The organism is Pseudomonas sp. Pseusp10, assembly GCF_059492225.1.
Map to the genome: position 1 here is coordinate 3,323,699 of NZ_CP168528.1, position 18,802 is coordinate 3,342,500.

Below are 18,802 nucleotides of genomic sequence, written 5' to 3' on the forward strand. Positions count from 1 at the left end.
TAACTAACGAACACTGGCGGCCAATGGGGATGATGGGGCCAGGCTTAAGGCTTCAGCACTTGCAGCAACACGAAATCGTTTTTATTGAAACGTCCGCTCAATACTGCTTGTAGAGTTCCCAATGCCGGGCCGTGAAGATCGCGATAAATTATCGCCAGCAACTGCTGGCCGTTTTCTGATGTGTTGTTTATCCAATACCAGGCCGTAACAGTCTTGGCCAAGTCACCGAGAGGCACAGCCATCCAGCAGATGCGCTCCCGATCGACGGTTACGCTCAAAACCTTTATGCGAAAAAACCACCTTGGCACGTTGGTTTGGGTGGTTTTTTTGCACTGATTGATGCGCTAAAGCGTTCTCATGTCAGGTCATCGTGACAACGTGTCAATGCATCGTGACAAATGGGGCCTGATCTTCAGGCACCTCCTTCCAGCTGTCATCCGGATCGAAGCGCTTCATCGATTTCGCCAGTTTTTCACCACCTGGCCCCAGGTCTTTCTCGAACACCTGTCCTTCATGACTGATCATGAAACTCATCACCCCGGTTTCGTCGTATTTCGCCGGCCAGGCGATCAGGGCAAAGCCCCGGCTCATCTTGTCACCGATGAGGTAGCTGTAGGCGCCACCCGGTGCCGAAGGGCCCTGGCCATCAAGGATGCGGAAGCGGTAACCGTGCCACTCTTCGTCGGCAATGGCTTTGCCGAACGAAGGCCCCAACGGGCTGATCTGGCCGCTGTCGTCTTCTGCCCAATAGAGTCCGTCGTGTTTGCCGGGAGTGCTGAAGATCTTCTGCGCATACTCGAGTGCGCCGTCACCGTCACGATCGACTGACGCATAGTCCATCTGCGCATCGTGATAGGCCAGCACCGATTGCACCGCGGCGAGTTCATTGCGACCGATTTGACGGGCACGGATCTCGGCACTGCCGGCCTTCAAGTCGAAGCGCCAACCGTTCGCGTCTTTTGTCATAGGGATGGGCAGTGTCCAGTTCTTGCTGCCGACCGCCAGGATTGCCTTGCGCTCGCTGGGGTTTTCAATGTGGTGTTGCTCGCGGTATTGCTGCAAAAACGCATCCACATCTTCGCGCTGCACGCCTTCACGGGGGATGTAACTGTGCCAGTCACTGCCCAGCAGCTTCGTCAGGTGTGCCTGGTCGGCGTGTTCCGTACCCAGTGCTTCGACGAACGCTTCAGCGGCCTTTTCTGGCGTTGGAAAGGCCTGTTGTGCCGTCGCCAGGCACGACCACGCCAGGCCGGCAGCTATCGCAAGGACATGAGGGAGCAGGCCCATGAGTCGTTTCACTCGAGGATGGTTTTTCAACGACGGCCCCCCCTTTGACGCGCTGGTGGACTGGATGGCCGACTGACCTGGTGACCGGCAGATCGTGCGGCACTTGGGCGTTGGGCGGATGCCTGGCTGGCCCGGCCACGATTGGCCTGGATGTTAGCCTGGGACGGTGAGCGTGCGCCGGCGAAGGCGTTGTTGCGGGCACTGCCGGTACTGGCGGCCGGCCGTTGGTTCGCCGTTTGACGCGTCTGCGCCTGGCCCTCTCTGCGCTGATTCAACTGAGCGCTCTGGTTTCTGGGTTGCTGATTGACTTGAGAGGCTTGTTTGCGGGGTTGCTGATTCTCCCGGGTGTTTCTGGCCGTGCCCTGTCCTCTGTCAGCCGCCTTCGGCCTGTCTGCACCCGCCTGTAACCGATTGTCGCCCGCGGTTCCGGACTGCAGTTTGCGCGTTTGATCACGGGCTTCTCGGTTGCTGGTGGCAGGTCGTTCGATACCGTGCCTGTCCATTGAGGTGCGGGCATTTTCACGCGCCTGGGCGCGCTGGGCATTGTCCCCGCGATAGGCTTCACGCTGATTGGCGCCGTTCAGTTGCCGACCGTACTGTGCGCGGCTCGCGCTGTCTCGATAGGGCACGCCATTGCGGTGCACCGGGTTGTGCTGCCATTTGTTGTTGGTGATCCGGTTGTTGCCGTTGATGTTGTTGTAGCGATTGACGTCGATGTCGACGTCGTTATTACCCCAGTCACATTCACCCCACAACGATCCAATGATCGCCACACCGGCACCAAACGCGAGTCCGGCCATCAGGGCTTGACCAGGGTAATAGGCCGGTGGCGGTGGATAGTACACGGGCGGCGACGCCGGATAGGCCCATGTGCCGTAGGTGGTTGTCGGGTTATAGGTGGGTACGTACACCACCTGCGGATCGGCAGGCTGAATGATGATGGTGGAGTTGCTGGCCGGGGCCGGTTCAGCGGCTGGAGCCGGTGCCGACGTTGTGGTCGCGGGGGCCGGCGCCGCGACATTCTGGATCGTTACGTTCTGATACTGGTTGCTCTGCAGGTTGCCGGCGGCCTGCGCCTGATGACGCAAGCGTTGCACACCCTGCATGACATCGTCGGGTTGCGCCAGGAAGGCATCACCCAGGCGTTGTACCCAGACGGGATCCTGTCCCAGCGTTGCCAGGACCTGCGGGAAGGCGACCAGTGCCTGCACGCTCGGATCCCAGGGCTGGTTCGCCACCTGTTTGACCGCATCGTCGCCCTTGGCGTCCGGGTGCGCTTTGGACCAGGTGACCGCCTCGCCGACTTCCCCCGGGTAGGTGGTGGCCATCAGTACCTGTGCCAGCAGTGGGTCCGGGTACAGCGCAATGGGCGCCAGCATTTGAGCCAGCTGCTCCTGGGTAAACACGGGATCTTTGGCAGGCGCGGTGACAGGCGCTGTATCGGCAGCGGGTGCCGGTGCGGCGGTCGCATCCGCAGCCAGTGCCAGGCAGGAAGATCCACTCAAGAACAGTACGGCTGACAACGCGTAAAAAAATGGAATGCGCATTGCACCCCCTATGTAGTCAGGCAGGCTTGAAATGAGTGAGTCAATGCCGCAGAGGTGAAAGCTGACTTTGCAAGCCACAGAGCGCAGCTTCTATTTCGCTTCATAAGCGTAGCAGCTCATTCGAAGGTCCCAGGTTGTCTTTAATTCGGTGTCACCCTGATCACTGGGCGCTGGCATCGCTTTCGTGTTCCTCGGCAAATGCCATGAACACCTTCAGGTCCAGCACGTCCAGTTTGATCTGGGCGATGAACGCAGAGAAGGCCAGGTTGGCCGCCAGCAGGCGCAGGTCGCTGGCCCAGGCCGGAAGATAGGTCGGTCCCTTGAGCCAGCCGGATTCGAACAGTGGCGCCAGGCGCACGGTGTCAGCCAGGCTGAGGCGCCCGGCAAACAAATGCCCCACCAGTTCCGGCCGGTTATCGCGGATTGCAATGCGCAGCAGGGTGTGGACACCGAGCAACCCGGTCAGGTAAGCGGCATCCTTGGTGAATGCCGAACCGCCCCGCAGGTCGGCGCCGCGGAACACCCGTTGGGTCGAGCGGAAGGACTCCTCTTGCGACTGCCCGGCCGCCATGAAACCTTCGAACACCTGGATGAAGTCGGCACCCTCCAGCGCCTGCTGGACGGCGAGCACGCGCAGGGCCAGGCGACGCAGGCGGTTGATGTCCATGCTGCCGGTGAACAGTTCGGCCAGGGTGGCAATGCCCTCTTGGGTCTGGGTTGTGCGGGGCGCTCCCAGGCCGAGGCTTATGAGGTTGGGCTGCCGCGCACCGTTTTGTGCCGTGGCGATATGCACGAAGGCCTCGTGTTGCAGCAGCTGGTGCTTGTCCAGCTCGGAGAACAGCGCGCTGGCCCGCAGGCGAATGCGGCTCGATCCGGCGATGGCCTTGGCGGCCAGGTTCGGATCGAGCACGACCGTGATCTGTCCGACGCCGAAGAAACGGTCCAGTTCCGGTTGAATCCAGGCGGCGAATGCCTTGGCCGGGATCTCGGCCGGGCAGGGTGGAATCCGCGCACCCCCGAGCAGGGCGTCTGTGGTCTTGAGGAAAAAACGGGCGGCATCGAGCATGCTCAGTTGCAAGCGCGTGTAGTAGAAATCCGGACGCCGGTACAGCGCTGACGAGTATTGGGTAAAGGCGGGAGTACCAATGGCCCCCAGCATGTGTCCGGCCGTGGCATAGCTACGGGCGGTCATGGCGAGGAAATTCCCGGCTGGATGCCCCACATCGCAACGGCTGATAAAGGTTTCCAGGGCGGCGATGTCGGCGCTGTGGTCGCGGGGCTGCAACTCGACCTTGGGTAACTCGGCTCGCCCGCCGCGCCATTTCGCCAGGAAGTCTTCCTCGACGCCATCGGGCCAGGACAGGGCATCCAGCACGCGGATCTTGCGGGTCAGGTCGGGCAGGGCGGCATCGAGTTCGGACAAGAGGGCGGCACTCATGGATATCTCCTTGAGGGACGAGGTGACGTTACAAAAGCTTAGTCGTCGCGTGCGGTTACGTGTTGAGCTGGCGGGCCGCGTGGGCAAAGGTTTCGCCAAAAAAACGGGCGGGTCCCGGTTCCTGCGCTTGAGAGGCCAGGTACGCGGTTGTGATTACTCGACGACCGGTGCCGGCTCTTCATTTACCTGGGTTTTTGGGGTTTTGATAATCAGCAACAATGGCATGACGGCCAGTGACAACAGCATCAGCAGCTTGAAGTCGTCCACGTAAGCGATCCAGCTGGCTTGCACAGTGACCAATGCATCCAGGGTGGCGCGCCCGGACGCGGCCATCGGGTCCAGGTAACTCTTGATCGACCCTGCGTCGAAGGCCCGGTTGAAGGGCGTGACGTAGGCACCGATCTGCTCGTGGTTGGCCTGGATGTTCTGGGTCAGCAGCACTGTCACGATGGAGATCCCGACACTGGAGCCGACATTTCGCGACAGGCTGTAAAGCCCGGTGCCTTCGGCGCGCAAGGAGGCGGGCAGTGTCGCGAAGGCAACCGTGGTCAGTGGCACAAACAGCATGCCCAGGCTGGTGCCCTGGATGAAGCCGACCCAGATGACGGTCTGCATCGACACATCCGGCGTCCAGCCGGTCATCAGCCCCATCGACAGCGCCGACAACCCCAGGCCCGTCAGCAGTAACAGGCGGGTATCGACTTTGCCCAACAGTCGGCCGGCGAGGAACATGGTCAACATCGTGCCCAGACCACGCGGGCCCATCACCATGCCGGCGGTCAGCACCGGATAGCCCATCAGGGTTTGCAGATAGGGGGTCATCAGCGCCAGTGAGGCCAGGTAGGTAATGCCGACGATGAAAATAAAGATGACGCTGATCGAAAAGTTGCGGTCCTTGAACAGCTTCGGGCTGATAAAGGGCGTGTCGGTGGTGAAGGTGTGGACCAGGAACACATACAGGGCGACAGCGGCCACCACCGCTTCGACCAGGATTTCCCCGGAGGCGAACCAGCCCAGTTGCTCGCCCCGGTCCAGAAACAGTTGCAGGGCCATGATCGCCACGCTCAGCGAACCGAAGCCGAGCCAGTCCAGGCGGGTCGAGGTGTCGGTGGTCGTTTCACTGACGTAATAGACGATCCCGGCCAGCGCCAGCAAACCAATGGGCAAATTGATGAAGAACACCCAGCGCCAGCTGAAACTCTCGGTCAGCCAGCCGCCGAGCATCGGCCCCAGCACCGGGCCGACCATGACCGACACGCCGAACAGCGCCATGGCTGAACCGCGTTCCTTGAGGCTGTAGATGTCCAGCAGAATGCCCTGGGAAAGGGGCACCAGCGCCGCGCCCGCCAGGCCCTGCAGCAGGCGGGCGAGGATGATTTCTTCCAGCGATTGCGCCAGGCCGCAAAGGATCGACGAGACCACAAAGCCGACAATCGCCCACAGCAGCACGCGTTTGCGCCCGAAGCGCCTGGCCAGGAAGGCAGACGGCGGCGTCATGATTGCCGCGGCGACGATGTATGACGTCAGCACCCAGTTGATCTGGTCCGAACTGGCCGAGATGCTGCCTTGCATGTAGGGCAGGGCGACATTGGCGATGGTGGTGTCGAGCGCTTGCATGATCACCGCCAGCACGACGCAAGCGGTGATCATCCCGCGATGGGCCACCGCTTCGGTCGGTGCCGGGTTATTCATGGGCCAGAGCCGGGGCAGGGACCTTGCTCGCCAGCAGCCCCGAGAACAGGTGCGGCAAGCCACGTGCCGAGCCTGTATCGATCTCGGCCTGCACACTCATGCCGGTGCGCAGCGGCGGTTTATCCCCGGCATCATCGATGCTGATGCGCACGGGAATCCGTTGCACGACCTTGACCCAGTTGCCGGTGGTGTTTTGCGCGGGCAGCAACGAGAAGCTTGAACCCGACGCCGGGCTGATGCTTTCGACGGTGCCGTGCCATTGCACGCCGGGGTAGCTGTCGACACTGATATCGACGGGTTGACCGGGTTTCATATGGGTCAGTTCGGTTTCCTTGGGGGACGCAGCGACCCACAGGTGGTCGGCTGACACAAGGCTGATGCCCGATTGGGGTGGTTGCAGGTAGGAGCCGACTTGCAGCGAATCAACGTTGGTCACGACACCGTCAAACGAAGCCCTGACCACCGAGTTGTCCAGGTTGCGCTGCGCTTCGTCGACAGCGGCCCGGGCGATCAGATACGTGGACTGTTGTTCGACGGGTGTTTCGATATGCCCGCCCAATTGCGCCAGTACCATTTGTGCGGTGGCCCTGGCCACGGTGATTTTTTGCCGGGTACTGTCCAGCGCATGCTTGGCATCGTCGTAGTTGGTTCTGGACACTGCCGAGACGCTGAGCAGGGTTTGCTGGCGCTGGAAGCTGGCCTGGTAGTAGGCGAGGTCAATTTGCGCCTGATCGATTTCGGCCAGCGCTTGCTTGTAATTGGCCTGGAGATTGAGGATCTGATTGCGCACATTACTCAGTTGCGCCCTGGCACTGGCCAGCGCGATCTCAAAGGGCTCAGGCTTCAGGGTGAACAGGACTTGACCCTTGACCACCCGCTGATTGTCTTTGACATCAACCGAGGCGACCAGGCCCGAGACATCGGTGGAGACGCCGACATGATCGGCTTGTATGTAGGCATTGTCGGTGGAAATGATCTGCCCGCCCGTGACATACAGGTAACCGCCGACCACCAGCACGATGGGTAGCAAGGCAAACAGCGTGGTGCGCATGAGTTGCTGTCCCGGGCGGGCCGGTGAGGCATTGCCCGGCCCGGCCTCGGTGTGCCCGAGCTCCGGTTTGCGGGCCTCGGCTGGAGAGGGTCCTTCAAGCCGTGCGGGCTTGGGCATCACGGCAGGTTCGGCGGGGGGCTTCAGGCGTTGATCAGTCATGACGATGCTCCTCCTCTTCAACGGGAAGACTGCAGGCTTCGATCAGGTTCGACCTCATCCGCTTCATCAGCCCCAGCAGCAGCTGTTCCTCCTCGGCAGAGAATCCGCGCGTGGCCTCCTGGCGGGTCACTCGGCCCATGTCACGCATCAGTTGCAGCAGCGGATGGGCCTGCTCCGTCAGAAACAACAGGGACAGGCGTCGATCCGTGGGATGACGACGTCGCTCGACCAAACCGCGCTCGGCCATTTTGTCCAGCAGGCGCACGAGGGTGATCGATTCCAGTTCCAGTAAATCCGCGAGCCCTTTTTGATGGATGCCCTCATTGGTCGACAACATGGCCAGCACTTGCCACTGCGAACGAGTAAGGCCGACATGCCGAGCGCGTTGCTCGAACCGCTTGCGCATCAGCCGGGCGCTGTCATGCAGGGCAAAACCAAGGGTCAATATGTCAGTCATGGTGAAATCTGCCGCGGAGAAGTTAGCTCATCATAGTTGAGCTTGTAATTAGTCTGCTATCTATATTTGCGAAATAAATTCCAGATGACATACGGCCGGTAAACCCGGCCTCAGAGCGGGCTCCACGACACCTCCGACGTACCGATGGCCCCGCCCATGACCAGGCCCGGCAGCGCAGCGGGCAAGGAATCAGGCGAGGGCATAATCAGTTGATCGCGGAGCTCGCAGGAAGCTGGGCTACGCCCGAAGGTGGTCAGTTGGTACAAGTCCTGATGACGGCACTTGAAGTGCTACTAAATACACCTGTGAGCGATTTGCAAAACCATGATGTGTGGTTCTGCAAATCCTCAGGTGGGCAAGAAGGCTCGCTCCTGCTAGCTGTTCGAGGCTACCTCCGGCAGTTGCGGGTGCGAGCCACATTTGAGTCGACCTCTCATCGTCCGCATTGGGTTGAATCCACAGCCGAAAGCGGACGTTCCCAGGCACCTGCGAAGTTATGGCGATTTAGTCTTGATCCGTGGGAAATCAGTGCTCGCCATTAATCTTTCGTGAACATACTGCTCAAATTGTTCGGCTGGCAGTGGCGGGGAAAACAGGAAACCCTGGTAGGTCTGGCAGCCATGCTTGACCAGAAAGGAGCGCTGAGCTTCTGTCTCCACACCTTCTGCAATCACCGAAAGCCCCAATATCTGGCTCAGGCTCACAATCGCGCAGGCAATGGCGGCGTCGTTGGAATCAACCAGCACATCTCTGATGAAGGACTGGTCGATCTTGAGTTGATCCAGCGGAAGGCTCTTCAGGTATGACAGTGACGAGTAGCCGGTTCCGAAATCATCCAGCGAAAGGCCTATGCCGATCTCTTTCAACTCGATCATTTTGGCGACAGTACTTTCCATATCCTCTATCAGCAGGCCTTCGGTCAGTTCCAGTTTCAATTTCTTCGGATCGGCCCCCGTGCATCTCAGCACTTGCAGTACATCCTCGACGAAGTCCGGATGGTGAAACTGGCGGGCGCTGACATTCACAGCCATACCCAGTCGGGCGGTTTCCGAATGCTTTGCCCAGGCAACCAGCTGAGTGCAGGCTGCCTGCAGCGCCCAACGGCCTAACGGCAGAATCAACCCCGTTTCCTCTGCCAATGGAATGAACTCGCCTGGAAACACGACTCCGCGCTCAGGATTCTGCCATCTCATCAGTGCCTCTGCGCCAATGATACGGCCCTCACTATTCACCTGCGGCTGGTAATGAAGAAGGAATTCTTTGTCCTGCAAGCCTTGGCGCAAGTCTACTTCCAGTCTGGCGCGTGCCGTGGCAACCGCCTGCATTTCCGGATCGAAGAAGCGCATAGTATTGCGGCCCGCCGCCTTGGCGCGATACATCGCCAGGTCAGCGCGCTTCATAATATCGTCCACTGTGCTCAGCTGCCCCTGGAACAGCGCAATGCCGAGGCTGGGGGTGCTGTGGTGCTCATATCCATCCAACTGGTAGGAAATGTTCAGCGAGTTGAGAATCTTTTCGCCAATAGCCTTGGCCTGGATAGCTGCTTCTGGAGGGTTCTCATTAAGGCCATCCAGCAGGACGACGAATTCGTCTCCGCCCAGGCGAGCCACGGTGTCGCTCTCGCGTATGCAGCCGCAAAGGCGCAGAGCAACTTGCTGCAGCAACATGTCGCCTCTGTCATGCCCCAGCGTGTCGTTCAGTGCCTTGAAGTTATCCAGGTCAATGAGAATTATCGCGCTCGTATGCAGGCTACGGGAGCTGCCCGCCAGCAGATGCTGTAACCGGTCCAACATGAGCCGCCTGTTGGCCAGCCCGGTCAATTGATCGTAGAAGGCCAAGCGCTGGACCTCTTGCTCAGCGGTCTTACGGTGGGTGATGTCAGTATTGATCGACAGAACGGATTGCGGCTGGCCATCATCGTCTCGCACCAGGGTTCGATGACTTTCGAGCGTGATGGTGCAGCCATCCCGGCGTCGTAGTGTAACTTCGTCTGCCCAGTCACCCGTTTCTATCAGGCTGTTAGTGGCCGCATTGAAAGCGGCGCTACCCTGGTAGATCAACTCCTGTGCCGATTTGCCGAGTGCCTCTTCCTTTGACAGGCCGTAGAGACGCTCGGCACTTTTGTTCCAGTACAGGATGCGGTTATCCATCCCGTGAACGACAATGGCGTCCTGGGCTTTGTCCAGCAGCGATGCTTGCTGGCGGGCCTGCTTCTCGCTTTCGCGCAGCACTGCCAGATAACCTTCCCTTTCAGCTGCTTGCGACTCCATTTCGCGCCTGATCTTGCCCCCGTAGATAACGGCCGCACTGACCATCAGTAGCACGAACACCATGATCGCGTATTCGACCCGGCGCAGTTCTTCGACCGACTCAAGCTCCTCCTCCAGGAGCTTGCTTTGAATCAGGCCAACGCGATCCCGCACGGTACTGAGTGAGGCGAGCAACAGGGCAAACTTCCTGTCCATCGTTGCCATGCGTTTGCCGGCATTATCCGACTGCCCCTCCCTGAAGTAGGAAAAGATCAGCAAGGCCTCGTTCACCATTTCGACCATCGCGCCATCAACTGCACCCACCTCATCCTTCAATGCAAGGGTAAAGGCTTGTACATCTGCACTGTGTTCAGCCTCATTGGCGATCCGTACTTCCAACTGTTTTTTGGCCATTGCCAAATGCTCGTTGAAGGCGCGCAAGGCTTCATTCATGTTCCGCGATTCGGCCTCAACATTATGTGTATCGAACACATTATTGCCCGGCGCATTGACTGCGGAAGCCAGGCTGCCCAGCGTTGAATAGCTCGACAGCTGTTGGACCCACGACTGGTTTGCCTTGATGGAGCGGTGATAGGTATCGACGATCAGGTGATTCAATAGCACGCTCAGCACAACAACCAGCACGTCGAATCCCGCAAGAAAAAAGTACATGCGGTGCCATTTGGTCGAGCGCGGCTTATTTGAACTGGTGGGTATGGCTTGCTTTGCGGCGCTTTTACTCCTGAAAAAATCCATTTCACAATCTCCAAACATAATCCTTCTAAATTGACCAATAGAAGCGGTATTCGGAAACCAATTAACCTTTTGTGCCGACACCTGAACCTGAGAACACACCGCACGTAGCATTAGCCAAATTTTTTCTCTGTTCTGGATTCACGCCGGTTTTCGTGAGCGAAGCTCCCGAGACAAGCAACAGCTACCGAAGCTATACGTCTTAAGTGTCACGCCAACCAACTATTCGACACTAAGCAATGCATTTGGCGATGCTAATTTCATGGTGAAATTTTTTACTCTCGCAAGTACCCAGCCGCACCGTAGCGAAAGTCGATTCGATCCTGAGCGATCCCGACAGATCCAGTCCAAACCCTGCGCCTGCAGGTGCAGGGTTTGCTCCATGTCTACCCGAGTGTCGTTGCGGATTTGCGTCCCTGAACTGGATGCTTCACGCAAAAAAGTCGGGTGACATAGGGCACGTTACGGGTCATTTCCGCGCAGCCTGCCGGACTGCCTGATCAGTTTCTACACCAGACCAAGCATAGCCACTAATTTGCAATTATTCTGTTCGCTGACTGCTCCAGGTCGGTAGCAGCCCTTGATGGTCGGCAGCTTTCGGCAATGAGCTGTCGTTCGCTGGCACCAACTTTTTGACAGCGGGCTGGCCGCCCGGCCTCCAAAAAGCGGACGCCCCCGCGCTCCGCGACGACTGCCTGATCGTTTCATTTAAAGCGGCAAGTCCGCGCCTTGACGCAGCGCATTTGCAACGACAACGAAATGAGGGAGTCGGTTGCAGACAACTTCGGTAGTACCGATGGTTCATGTTGCTCACGCCAATGACAGGCAGGCATGCCAATTTCTCCGTCATCGGTTCGACTACCGGCGCGGCAGTCGGGGCTCTGACGCTAGTCCGCAAGCCAATGGGCGTAAGCCCGGATGTCGATCATCGGCACCGTGCCGATCTCTTGCAACTTCGCGATGAGCTCCAGCAGGAAGGCTGTTGCAGGCTTGCTCTGCTGTGAACAAGGCTCTGCAAGCAATGCGACGCAAGCAGGAAAGAAGGGAGCACATGGCAATTTTGCTTTTTGCCGCCACCGGAATGACCGGCTCCACGTGCGACGAAAGTCGTATGGTGGTCAGTGCTGGTGCGTGTTAGGGGACGTTTATCTTGAAAACGCAATTGCTAATTTGTATCATTCGTTTTCAATCCAGCGAAGCAGGGAACGCAGCGCCCAAACAATAAAAAGGTCAAGGCAATGCTCAAAATGCTTCTCGTATACGGTCATCTGCTTGCTACGTGTATTGCCCTGGGGAGGGTGTTGCAGGCGGATCACAAGCTTTGGAGTTGGCGCAAGGAAATACTGGACCAGGCGCGGCTTGAGTACCTTGATGAAACTCAGAAGATCGTCAGCTTCGCACTGCTGGCCCTTTGGGCTAGCGGACTGTTGCTGGTGCTTCAGGGTTACCTCACTGATGGCGACGCGTATCTGCTCAATCAAAAACTCTGGGCCAAGGTGACTGTCGTCGCGCTGCTCAGCCTGAACGGTGCATTACTGCATCGAGTCGGCTTCCCACTGCTGCAAAAAGCTCCATTCGTCGCGCTGCGCAGTGCAGGCCGCACGCGGCTCGCCTTGTTGGGTGCGCTTTCCATGAGTGGTTGGCTATTCGCTGCATTCCTGGGGGTGGCTCGAGCCTGGAATCACGTGTTGCCTTATCTGCATGTGATGGGCGCATTCGCCGCATTCTCGTTACTGGCTTGTTGCGTGGCGCTTGCAGTCGCCGGTAGGGCGGGCAGTGTCGATGCGCAAAAATCCTCGGTACCGGGGTAATGCTGTTCAGTTAAGCGAGAATGATCCACTGTAGGAGCGAGCTCGCTCCTGCAGAAACCTTAACTGAACAGCACTGGTGGTGCTCCCGCCCCATTCAAGGAAGCGGATCTTGTGCGGCTCACCTTCGCTGTCTTCATAGTCCAGGGTCACTCCATTCCATAGTGGTAATCCACGACGCGAACACTGGCGCCGGGTACTGGCAGGGCTTTCTGGGCGAATACGCCAGGCGCGAGGCTGGAAATGACGGCGCTTGCCACTGAGGCCAATTTCATTCGGCTGTTCCTCTGCCGGGGTTCGCTTGCCAAGGACTGCATGTGACCGAGGAGGAGAGTGAAGTTCGCTCCACCCGGACGAACGCCCCTTTTCCGTGTTGCCTCAGCGCCGTCACCTCTCGGTCATCACCGGCGATAGAGGCCTCTCGACCCCCCGTCCTTTTTCCATAACCCATAGGCGGTTCCCGATAGCTCGACTGCTTGCATAAAGCCGTCGGTCGGCTTTCTCCTGCGCAGGTTGACCCGGAGTCAGAAAGGGCTAACTTACATTGCGTGGGAAAAAATCCCACGCGAAAGAATCAGAGGAAACTGTAAGTCCTACGGGTTCCTCCCATGCCGCTCCCGGATTGCAACGTTGATTGTGTTGGCACCGCTCGCGGTAAATCACCAGGAGAATGCACGATGAACACTTACCTGCTTTTCAAGAAAGGTTTGCTGGCGCTGGCAATCGGTGGCGTCCTTTCTGCTTCCACCGTTTTGGTACCAGATTCCGTTTCCCATGAATCGAGTGCCTATGCCAAGGATGGTGGTGGTGGTGGTGGTGGTGGTGGTGGTGGTGGTGGTGGCAACGGTGGTGGCGGTAGCGGTGGCGGCCACGGCGGCAATAGCGGGAATGGTGGCAGCGGAGGCCACGGCGGTAACAGTGGGAACGGCGGCAACAGTGGCCATGGCGGCAACAGTGGGAACGGTGGCAGCGGTGGCAGCGGTGGTCACAGCGGCAGCGACCATGGGAATGGGAACGGGAATTCAGGCCACGCCAGCTCTGGAAGCTCGAACTCCGGTCGCAGTGGTACCCATGCAGAAGCGGGTGATGACCACGGCAACCACGCCCGCGGTGAGGCTGGTGATGACCACGGCAACCACGCCCGCGGTGAGGCTGGTGATGACCACGGCAACCACGCCCGCGGCGAGGCTGGTGATGACCACGGCGTTCATGTCGGCGGTGAGCCGGGCGACGACCACGGCGTCCACGTCGGTGGCGAGCCGGGTGACGACAATGGCGAACATGTCGGCGGTGAGCCTGGTGACGACAATGGCGTCCATGTCGGTGGCGAAACCGGCGACGACAACAGCCGGATCTGAAGCAGCTTGTTGACCTCATACAAAACCCTGGGGACCGGTTTTGTATGAGGCACTGCAAAAAATACGCTTGCATTTATGGGATTATTTCCCACGTGGCTATACTGAGGTTATCTATCCAGGAATCCGCTGAATGCAATCGTCCACGCTGCCTACTTCGCTCCTCAAAGCCTTGCGGCATGTCATGCGACCGCTGGTACGCCTGATGCTGCGCAAAGGCGTCACCTACCTGGTGTTTGCCGACTTGCTCAAGGAGGTTTTCGTCGAAGTGGCGGACCGTGAGTTCCGTCTGGGCGACAAGGCACCGACCGACAGCCGCATCAGCCTGCTCACCGGCGTGCACCGCAAGGATGTACGGCGCTTGCGCAACACCAGCGACCCCGCTTCTTCTGCGCTTCCGGAAAACATCACGTTCGGTGCGCAACTGGTCAACGCCTGGACCAACGCGCCCTTTTGCAACGACGCCGGCCAGCCATTGCCACTGCCTCGATTGGCCAGTGTCGGCGGCGACCGCTCCTTTGACGCCCTGGTGGCGAAGGTCAGTACGGATATCAGGGCGCGGGTGGTGCTGGACGAGTGGCTGCGCCTGGGTGTCGTCCGCCTTGATGAACAAGAGCGCGTGCATCTCGAAGCTCAGGCCTTCGTGCCACAAAAGGGCTTCGATGAGAAAACTGCTTACCTTGGGCATAACCTGCACGATCATGCCTGCGCCGCGGTACACAATCTGACCAGCGAAGGTCCGGCCTTTTTTGAACGCAGCGTCCACTATGACGCGCTGGCCCCGATGAGCGTCGAGGCGCTACGCGAGGCCGTTGCCAGCGAGGGGATGCAGGCCCTGTTGAGCTTCAACCGACTCGCCGCCGAGCTGGAATTCCGCGACCTGCCCAGTCTTGAACCGCGCCAGCGCATCACGGTCGGTTTGTACTTCTACACTGAAACTTCCGATCCCGATTCACCAACGGCCCCTAAGCCATGACCGTCAATTTGCGCCTGATTCGTGCAATCGCCCTCGCTCTGGGCCTCGGGCTTCCGATTGTGTTGCAAGCCGCCCCGGCCTGTGTCAGCCAGAACGACGCGGGCATCAGTGAGGTGCCGGTCATCCAGGCTCCGGGGGGCACAGGCGGCACGGGCGCAGCGCCTGGTGGCATGGGCGGTACCGGCATCAGCACTGACAACGGCGGGGTGGGCGGTACCGGCGCACCACTGAAAAAGCGCCCTGGCGGCATTGGCGGCACCGGTGCCGTTGCAGGCGGCGTTGGTGGCACAGGCATCAGCGATGACAACGGAGGGATCGGTGGGACGGGCATTGTCGGCACCATTACCGGGTTCGCTTCGATCTGCGTCAATGGCGTGGAAGTGCACTTCAGCAATAACGTTCCTGTCAGCGAGAACGGCATTGCCACCACCAGCACCCAGCTGGCAGTCGGCCAAGTGGTTGCCGTGGAAGCGTTCAATTCCAAGCGAGGTCTGGAGGCCGGGCGCATTTCTATCCTGCACGTCTACGAAGGCCCCTTGACAGCCCTGCCCAGAGACTCCATGCCCATGCGTGTCATGGGGCAACCGGTGCGCCTGGCCAGCGGTGCTCAAGTCGCTGCCGGTCTGCGCCCGGGTGATCCCGTGCGGGTCAGCGGGCTGCGCGATGCCCGTGGCGACGTGGTAGCCAGCCGCATCGACCGGGCGCCCGGCCTCAGGGAGGCCAGTGCCATAGGCCCGGTGGATCGCAGCGGCTATCTCCAGGGGCTCAAACTCAGCAATCACCAAGGTCCGGCGCAGGAAGTGCTAGTGCGCGGACAGTGGTCCGGCCGCGAGCTGGACGTGACCCAAAGCCGCCCGGATCCGAGCCTGCCCTTCATTGGCCGGGTACACAATGCGGTGATCGAGGGCTTGGTTCAGGGCCGGCAGGACCACCATTTGGTGGTGGGTGGCTTTAATGTGACGCTGGCGCGCGACACCGTGTTTGTCGGTGTGCAGCCTTCGGAGCTGGCGCTGGATCGACGCGTGCGGGTCAACGGCGTGTTTACCGGCGCGCGGGACGTGCAGGCCACGCGTATCGAATTACCCCGCGAGCGCTCCGATTCACCAGCCAGCAACCAGCATGGGCGGCCCCGAGCCGGCGAGCAAAACAAGGACGACTCGAGTGGCTCGAGCAACTCGGGCGGTTCCAACAGCTCCGGCAGCTCCGGCAACTCGGGCAGTGACAGGAGTGGCCGCTCCGACAGCGAAGTCCGCATCGGCGACGATACTGGCCACGGGGGCAATGACGGTCATGGTAGCGGCGACCAGAGAGAAAGCGTGGACAGGTCCGGCAAGTCAGAGCGTGTCGATAAGGTCGAGCAACCTGACAAAGTCGAGAGGGTAGAGAAGGTAGAGAAAGCCGAAAAGGTCGAACGCCCAGAGAAAGTCGAGAAAGTCGAACGGCCAGAAAAAGTCGAGAAGGTAGAAAAAGTCGAGAAGGTAGAGAAAGTCGAGAAGGTAGAGAAAGTCGAGAAAGTCGAGCCGGTTGAAAAAGTCGATCACTCTGGCAGGTCGGGTTAAACAGTGCAGGCATGATGCACTATCGTCATAAGTAACTAGGCTGGGTATGTCACGCAACAAAGCATGCGTGTGAACTTCGATGACGGAACACACGAGGTGAACATGAACCCCAGGCGCATCCTGCTTGTCGGTTTACTTGCCAGCCAGGCCTTGCCGGCCCTGGCCGATACCTTCTCGACCTCGATCGGAACCGACTACTCTCGGGGCGACTATGGCACCGGTACAACTTCCGAAACCTGGTACGTCCCGCTGGTGGGCAAATACCAGACCGGCCCCATGACCTACAAGCTCACTGTGCCTTGGCTGCGTATCACCAATCCTTCGGTCGGCCCTGACGGCGAGCCGTTACCCGGCGGCTGCGGCAAAGTGGAAAGCGGTTTGGGCGACACCATCGCCGGTGCCGACTATGCCGTTCTTGACGACAGCGTTGGCGGGCTGTTCGTGGACCTGATCGGCAAGGTCAAGTTGCCCACGGCTGACGAAGACAAATGCCTGGGCACCGGCAAGACCGATTATTCCGCCCAGGTCGACGTCGCCAAGGCCTTCGGCCCTGTGACCGGGTTCGCCACTCTGGGCTGGAAAAAATTCGGTGACCCGTCGGGCACCAACTTCGACAACCCGATATTCGCCGGCCTGGGCTTCGCCATGCCCGTGTTCGCGCGCACCACGGCGGGCGTGTCCTACGACTGGCGGCAGAAGGTCGTATCCACGGGCGACCAGATCAAGGAACTCACCCTGTTCCTCACGCACAAGCTCAATCAGAACTGGAAGTTTCAGTTGTATGCCGTCAAGGGGTTCTCCGACGCCAGCCCGGATGGCGAGGCTGGACTGGTGTTCAGCCACACCTATTGATACCCGCCTGTTTCCCTGCACTGATGCGTTTCACCGCCTCCACCCAGGCCATCGCCTGCTGCACACCCTGTTCGATGACGCCGACCAGGAGGTTGTCATACCCGTGAGGATAATCGTTTGGTCCTGATGTTCGGTCGTTGACACTCAGGCTGACAGGGCTAATCTAAAAAGGTGTGGGAATATTTCCCACGAAACGATGCCGGCTGGCTCTGAGGGATCGTGCGGATACCGCAGTTGCTCGTGATTGCTGCAAATTTTTGGCCGTGCCGGTTGGCTGGCCGCTCCAGTGGGCGGCCGGGAACTCACTGGACATTGCGTTCGATACGGAGATGACGGCGCAACTCCAAGCGGAGGTGCATCATGGTACTCAAGAAATGTTTGTTGGCTCTGGCAATTGGCGGGGTCCTGTCGGCATCGACTGTCCTGGTGCCTGATTACATCGGTAGTTTCTCCAGCGTGTATGCCAAAGATGGTGGCAGCGGTGGAGGCGGAGGCGGCCACGGTGGCGGCGGAGGCGGCGGTGGTCACGGTGGTGGCGGCGACGGCGGAGGCGGCGGTGGTCACGGTGGTGGCGGCAGCGGCGGAGGCGGTGGCGGCAACGGTGGCGGCTCCGGAGGCGGTGGCGGTCATGGTGGCGGTGGAGGCTCCGGAGGCTCCGGAGGCGGTGGTCACGGTGGTGACGGCGGAGGCGGTAACGGTGGTAGCGGCCATGGAGATGGCGGCGGTCATGGTGCTGCAGGCCATGGTGCTGACGGTCATGGAGGCCCGGGTCGCGGCGACGCTGACCATGGTGGTATGGCCGGGAACAGAGGCCCAGGCAACGCGCGTGACAACGACGATGACCATGGTGGAATGGCCGGGAACAGAGGCCCGGGCAATGCGCGTGACAACGACGATGACCATGGTATGGCCGGGAACAGAGGCCCGGGCAATGCGCATGACAACGACAGGGCGAAGGACAACGACAAGGCGAAGGACAACGACAAGGCGAAAGACAACGACAGGGCGAAGGACAACGACAAGGCGAAGGACAACGACAGGGCGAAAGACAACGACAAGGCGAAAGACAACGACAGGGCGAAAGACAACGACAGGGCGAAAGACAACGACAAGGCGAAAGACAACGACAGGGCGAAAGACAACGACAGGGCGAAGGATAACGACAGGGCGAAGGACAACGACAGGGCGAAGGACAACGACAGGGCGAAGGACAACGACAGGGCGAAGGACAACGACAAGGCGAAAGACAACGACAAGGCGAAAGACAACGACAAGGCGAAAGACAACGACAACGCGAAAGACAACGACAAGGCGAAGGACAACGACAAGGCGAAAGACAACGACAAGGCGAAAGACAACGACGACGCGGATGACAATGACGACGCGGATGACAATGACAACGATGCCGCACATGCAGCCAGGGACGCTGCCAGAAACGACGCAGATGCAGCCAGAGATGCTGCCAGGGCCGCTGCAGATGCAGCCAGGGATGTCGCCAAGGCAGACGCAGATGCAGCCAGAGATGCTGCCAAGGCAGCTGCAAATGCGGCCAGGAACGCAGCCAAAGTAGAAGCGAATGAAGCCAGAGAGGCTGCCAAAGTAGAGGCGAATGAAGCCAG

Annotated in this window: 15 protein-coding genes and 2 pseudogenes (1 of these 17 only partly in view); 7 read left to right on the forward strand and 10 right to left on the reverse strand. The window is 59.7% G+C overall.

What is annotated here, in order from left to right:
* Window positions 1-44: 44 nt before the first annotated feature.
* From ACEN8Z_RS14975 to ACEN8Z_RS15005, 7 genes are all read right to left on the reverse strand, one after another.
* Window positions 45-242, reverse strand: a complete 198-nt coding sequence (locus ACEN8Z_RS14975) for a hypothetical protein (RefSeq protein ID WP_495594683.1) — start codon at window positions 240-242, stop codon at window positions 45-47.
* A gap of 139 nt (window positions 243-381) precedes the next feature.
* Window positions 382-1,287, reverse strand: coding sequence for a DUF2950 domain-containing protein (locus tag ACEN8Z_RS14980; RefSeq protein ID WP_495594684.1), 906 nt, complete (start codon window positions 1,285-1,287; stop codon window positions 382-384).
* Window positions 1,288-1,313: 26 nt separating this feature from the next.
* Window positions 1,314-2,834, reverse strand: a complete 1,521-nt coding sequence (locus ACEN8Z_RS14985) for a DUF3300 domain-containing protein (RefSeq protein ID WP_495594685.1) — start codon at window positions 2,832-2,834, stop codon at window positions 1,314-1,316.
* A gap of 160 nt (window positions 2,835-2,994) precedes the next feature.
* Entirely contained in the window at window positions 2,995-4,272 is a 1,278-nt protein-coding gene (locus ACEN8Z_RS14990) for a tyrosine/phenylalanine carboxypeptidase domain-containing protein (RefSeq protein ID WP_495594686.1), read from the reverse strand.
* 153 nt (window positions 4,273-4,425) lie between these two features.
* Window positions 4,426-5,964, reverse strand: a complete 1,539-nt coding sequence (locus ACEN8Z_RS14995) for a DHA2 family efflux MFS transporter permease subunit (RefSeq protein ID WP_007997369.1) — start codon at window positions 5,962-5,964, stop codon at window positions 4,426-4,428.
* Window positions 5,957-7,174 carry an HlyD family secretion protein gene (locus ACEN8Z_RS15000; RefSeq protein ID WP_495594687.1) on the reverse strand — a complete coding sequence of 406 codons (1,218 nt, stop codon included), beginning with the start codon at window positions 7,172-7,174 and terminating at the stop codon, window positions 5,957-5,959. Before ACEN8Z_RS15000 ends, ACEN8Z_RS14995 begins: the two co-directional genes overlap by 8 nt.
* On the reverse strand, window positions 7,167-7,619 hold the full coding sequence (locus ACEN8Z_RS15005) for a MarR family winged helix-turn-helix transcriptional regulator (protein ID WP_442100517.1): 453 nt from the start codon (window positions 7,617-7,619) through the stop codon (window positions 7,167-7,169). Before ACEN8Z_RS15005 ends, ACEN8Z_RS15000 begins: the two co-directional genes overlap by 8 nt.
* 215 nt (window positions 7,620-7,834) lie before the next feature.
* Here ACEN8Z_RS15005 and ACEN8Z_RS15010 point away from each other — a divergent pair.
* Window positions 7,835-7,918 (forward strand): annotated as a pseudogene (locus ACEN8Z_RS15010) (isochorismatase family protein); the annotation flags it as partial.
* A gap of 207 nt (window positions 7,919-8,125) precedes the next feature.
* On the opposite strand, the gene ACEN8Z_RS15015 reads toward ACEN8Z_RS15010, so the two are convergent.
* Complete coding sequence (locus tag ACEN8Z_RS15015) at window positions 8,126-10,636, reverse strand: putative bifunctional diguanylate cyclase/phosphodiesterase (RefSeq protein WP_495594688.1); 2,511 nt, start codon at window positions 10,634-10,636, stop codon at window positions 8,126-8,128.
* A 1,235-nt stretch (window positions 10,637-11,871) separates the two neighbouring features.
* On the opposite strand from ACEN8Z_RS15015, the gene ACEN8Z_RS15020 reads away from it, so the two are divergent.
* Window positions 11,872-12,444, forward strand: a complete 573-nt coding sequence (locus ACEN8Z_RS15020) for a hypothetical protein (protein ID WP_495594689.1) — start codon at window positions 11,872-11,874, stop codon at window positions 12,442-12,444.
* 6 nt (window positions 12,445-12,450) lie between these two features.
* On the opposite strand, the pseudogene ACEN8Z_RS15025 reads toward ACEN8Z_RS15020, so the two are convergent.
* Window positions 12,451-12,716 (reverse strand): annotated as a pseudogene (locus ACEN8Z_RS15025) (DUF2790 domain-containing protein).
* A 402-nt stretch (window positions 12,717-13,118) separates the two neighbouring features.
* Between ACEN8Z_RS15025 and ACEN8Z_RS15030 the strand changes: the two are divergent.
* From ACEN8Z_RS15030 to ACEN8Z_RS15045, 4 genes are all read left to right on the forward strand, one after another.
* Entirely contained in the window at window positions 13,119-13,799 is a 681-nt protein-coding gene (locus ACEN8Z_RS15030) for a hypothetical protein (protein WP_495594690.1), read from the forward strand.
* A gap of 130 nt (window positions 13,800-13,929) precedes the next feature.
* Window positions 13,930-14,772, forward strand: coding sequence for a DUF6502 family protein (locus ACEN8Z_RS15035; protein ID WP_495594691.1), 843 nt, complete (start codon window positions 13,930-13,932; stop codon window positions 14,770-14,772).
* Window positions 14,769-16,331, forward strand: a complete 1,563-nt coding sequence (locus ACEN8Z_RS15040; RefSeq protein ID WP_495594692.1) for a DUF5666 domain-containing protein — start codon at window positions 14,769-14,771, stop codon at window positions 16,329-16,331. The genes ACEN8Z_RS15035 and ACEN8Z_RS15040 overlap by 4 nt, the downstream gene beginning before the upstream one ends.
* Before the next feature lie 102 nt (window positions 16,332-16,433).
* Window positions 16,434-17,183, forward strand: coding sequence for a transporter family protein (locus tag ACEN8Z_RS15045; RefSeq protein WP_495594693.1), 750 nt, complete (start codon window positions 16,434-16,436; stop codon window positions 17,181-17,183).
* 144 nt (window positions 17,184-17,327) lie between these two features.
* Here ACEN8Z_RS15045 and ACEN8Z_RS15050 read toward each other — a convergent pair whose 3' ends face one another.
* Entirely contained in the window at window positions 17,328-18,086 is a 759-nt protein-coding gene (locus ACEN8Z_RS15050; protein ID WP_495594694.1) for a hypothetical protein, read from the reverse strand.
* Window positions 18,087-18,089: 3 nt separating this feature from the next.
* Here ACEN8Z_RS15050 and ACEN8Z_RS15055 point away from each other — a divergent pair, with 3 nt between their 5' ends.
* A protein-coding gene (locus ACEN8Z_RS15055) for a hypothetical protein (RefSeq protein WP_495594695.1) crosses the window boundary here: on the forward strand, window positions 18,090-18,802 show its 5' portion. Its footprint extends 52 nt past the window's final position; 713 of the gene's 765 nt are visible here — the first part of the coding sequence; it begins with the start codon at window positions 18,090-18,092; its stop codon lies beyond the right edge, outside the window.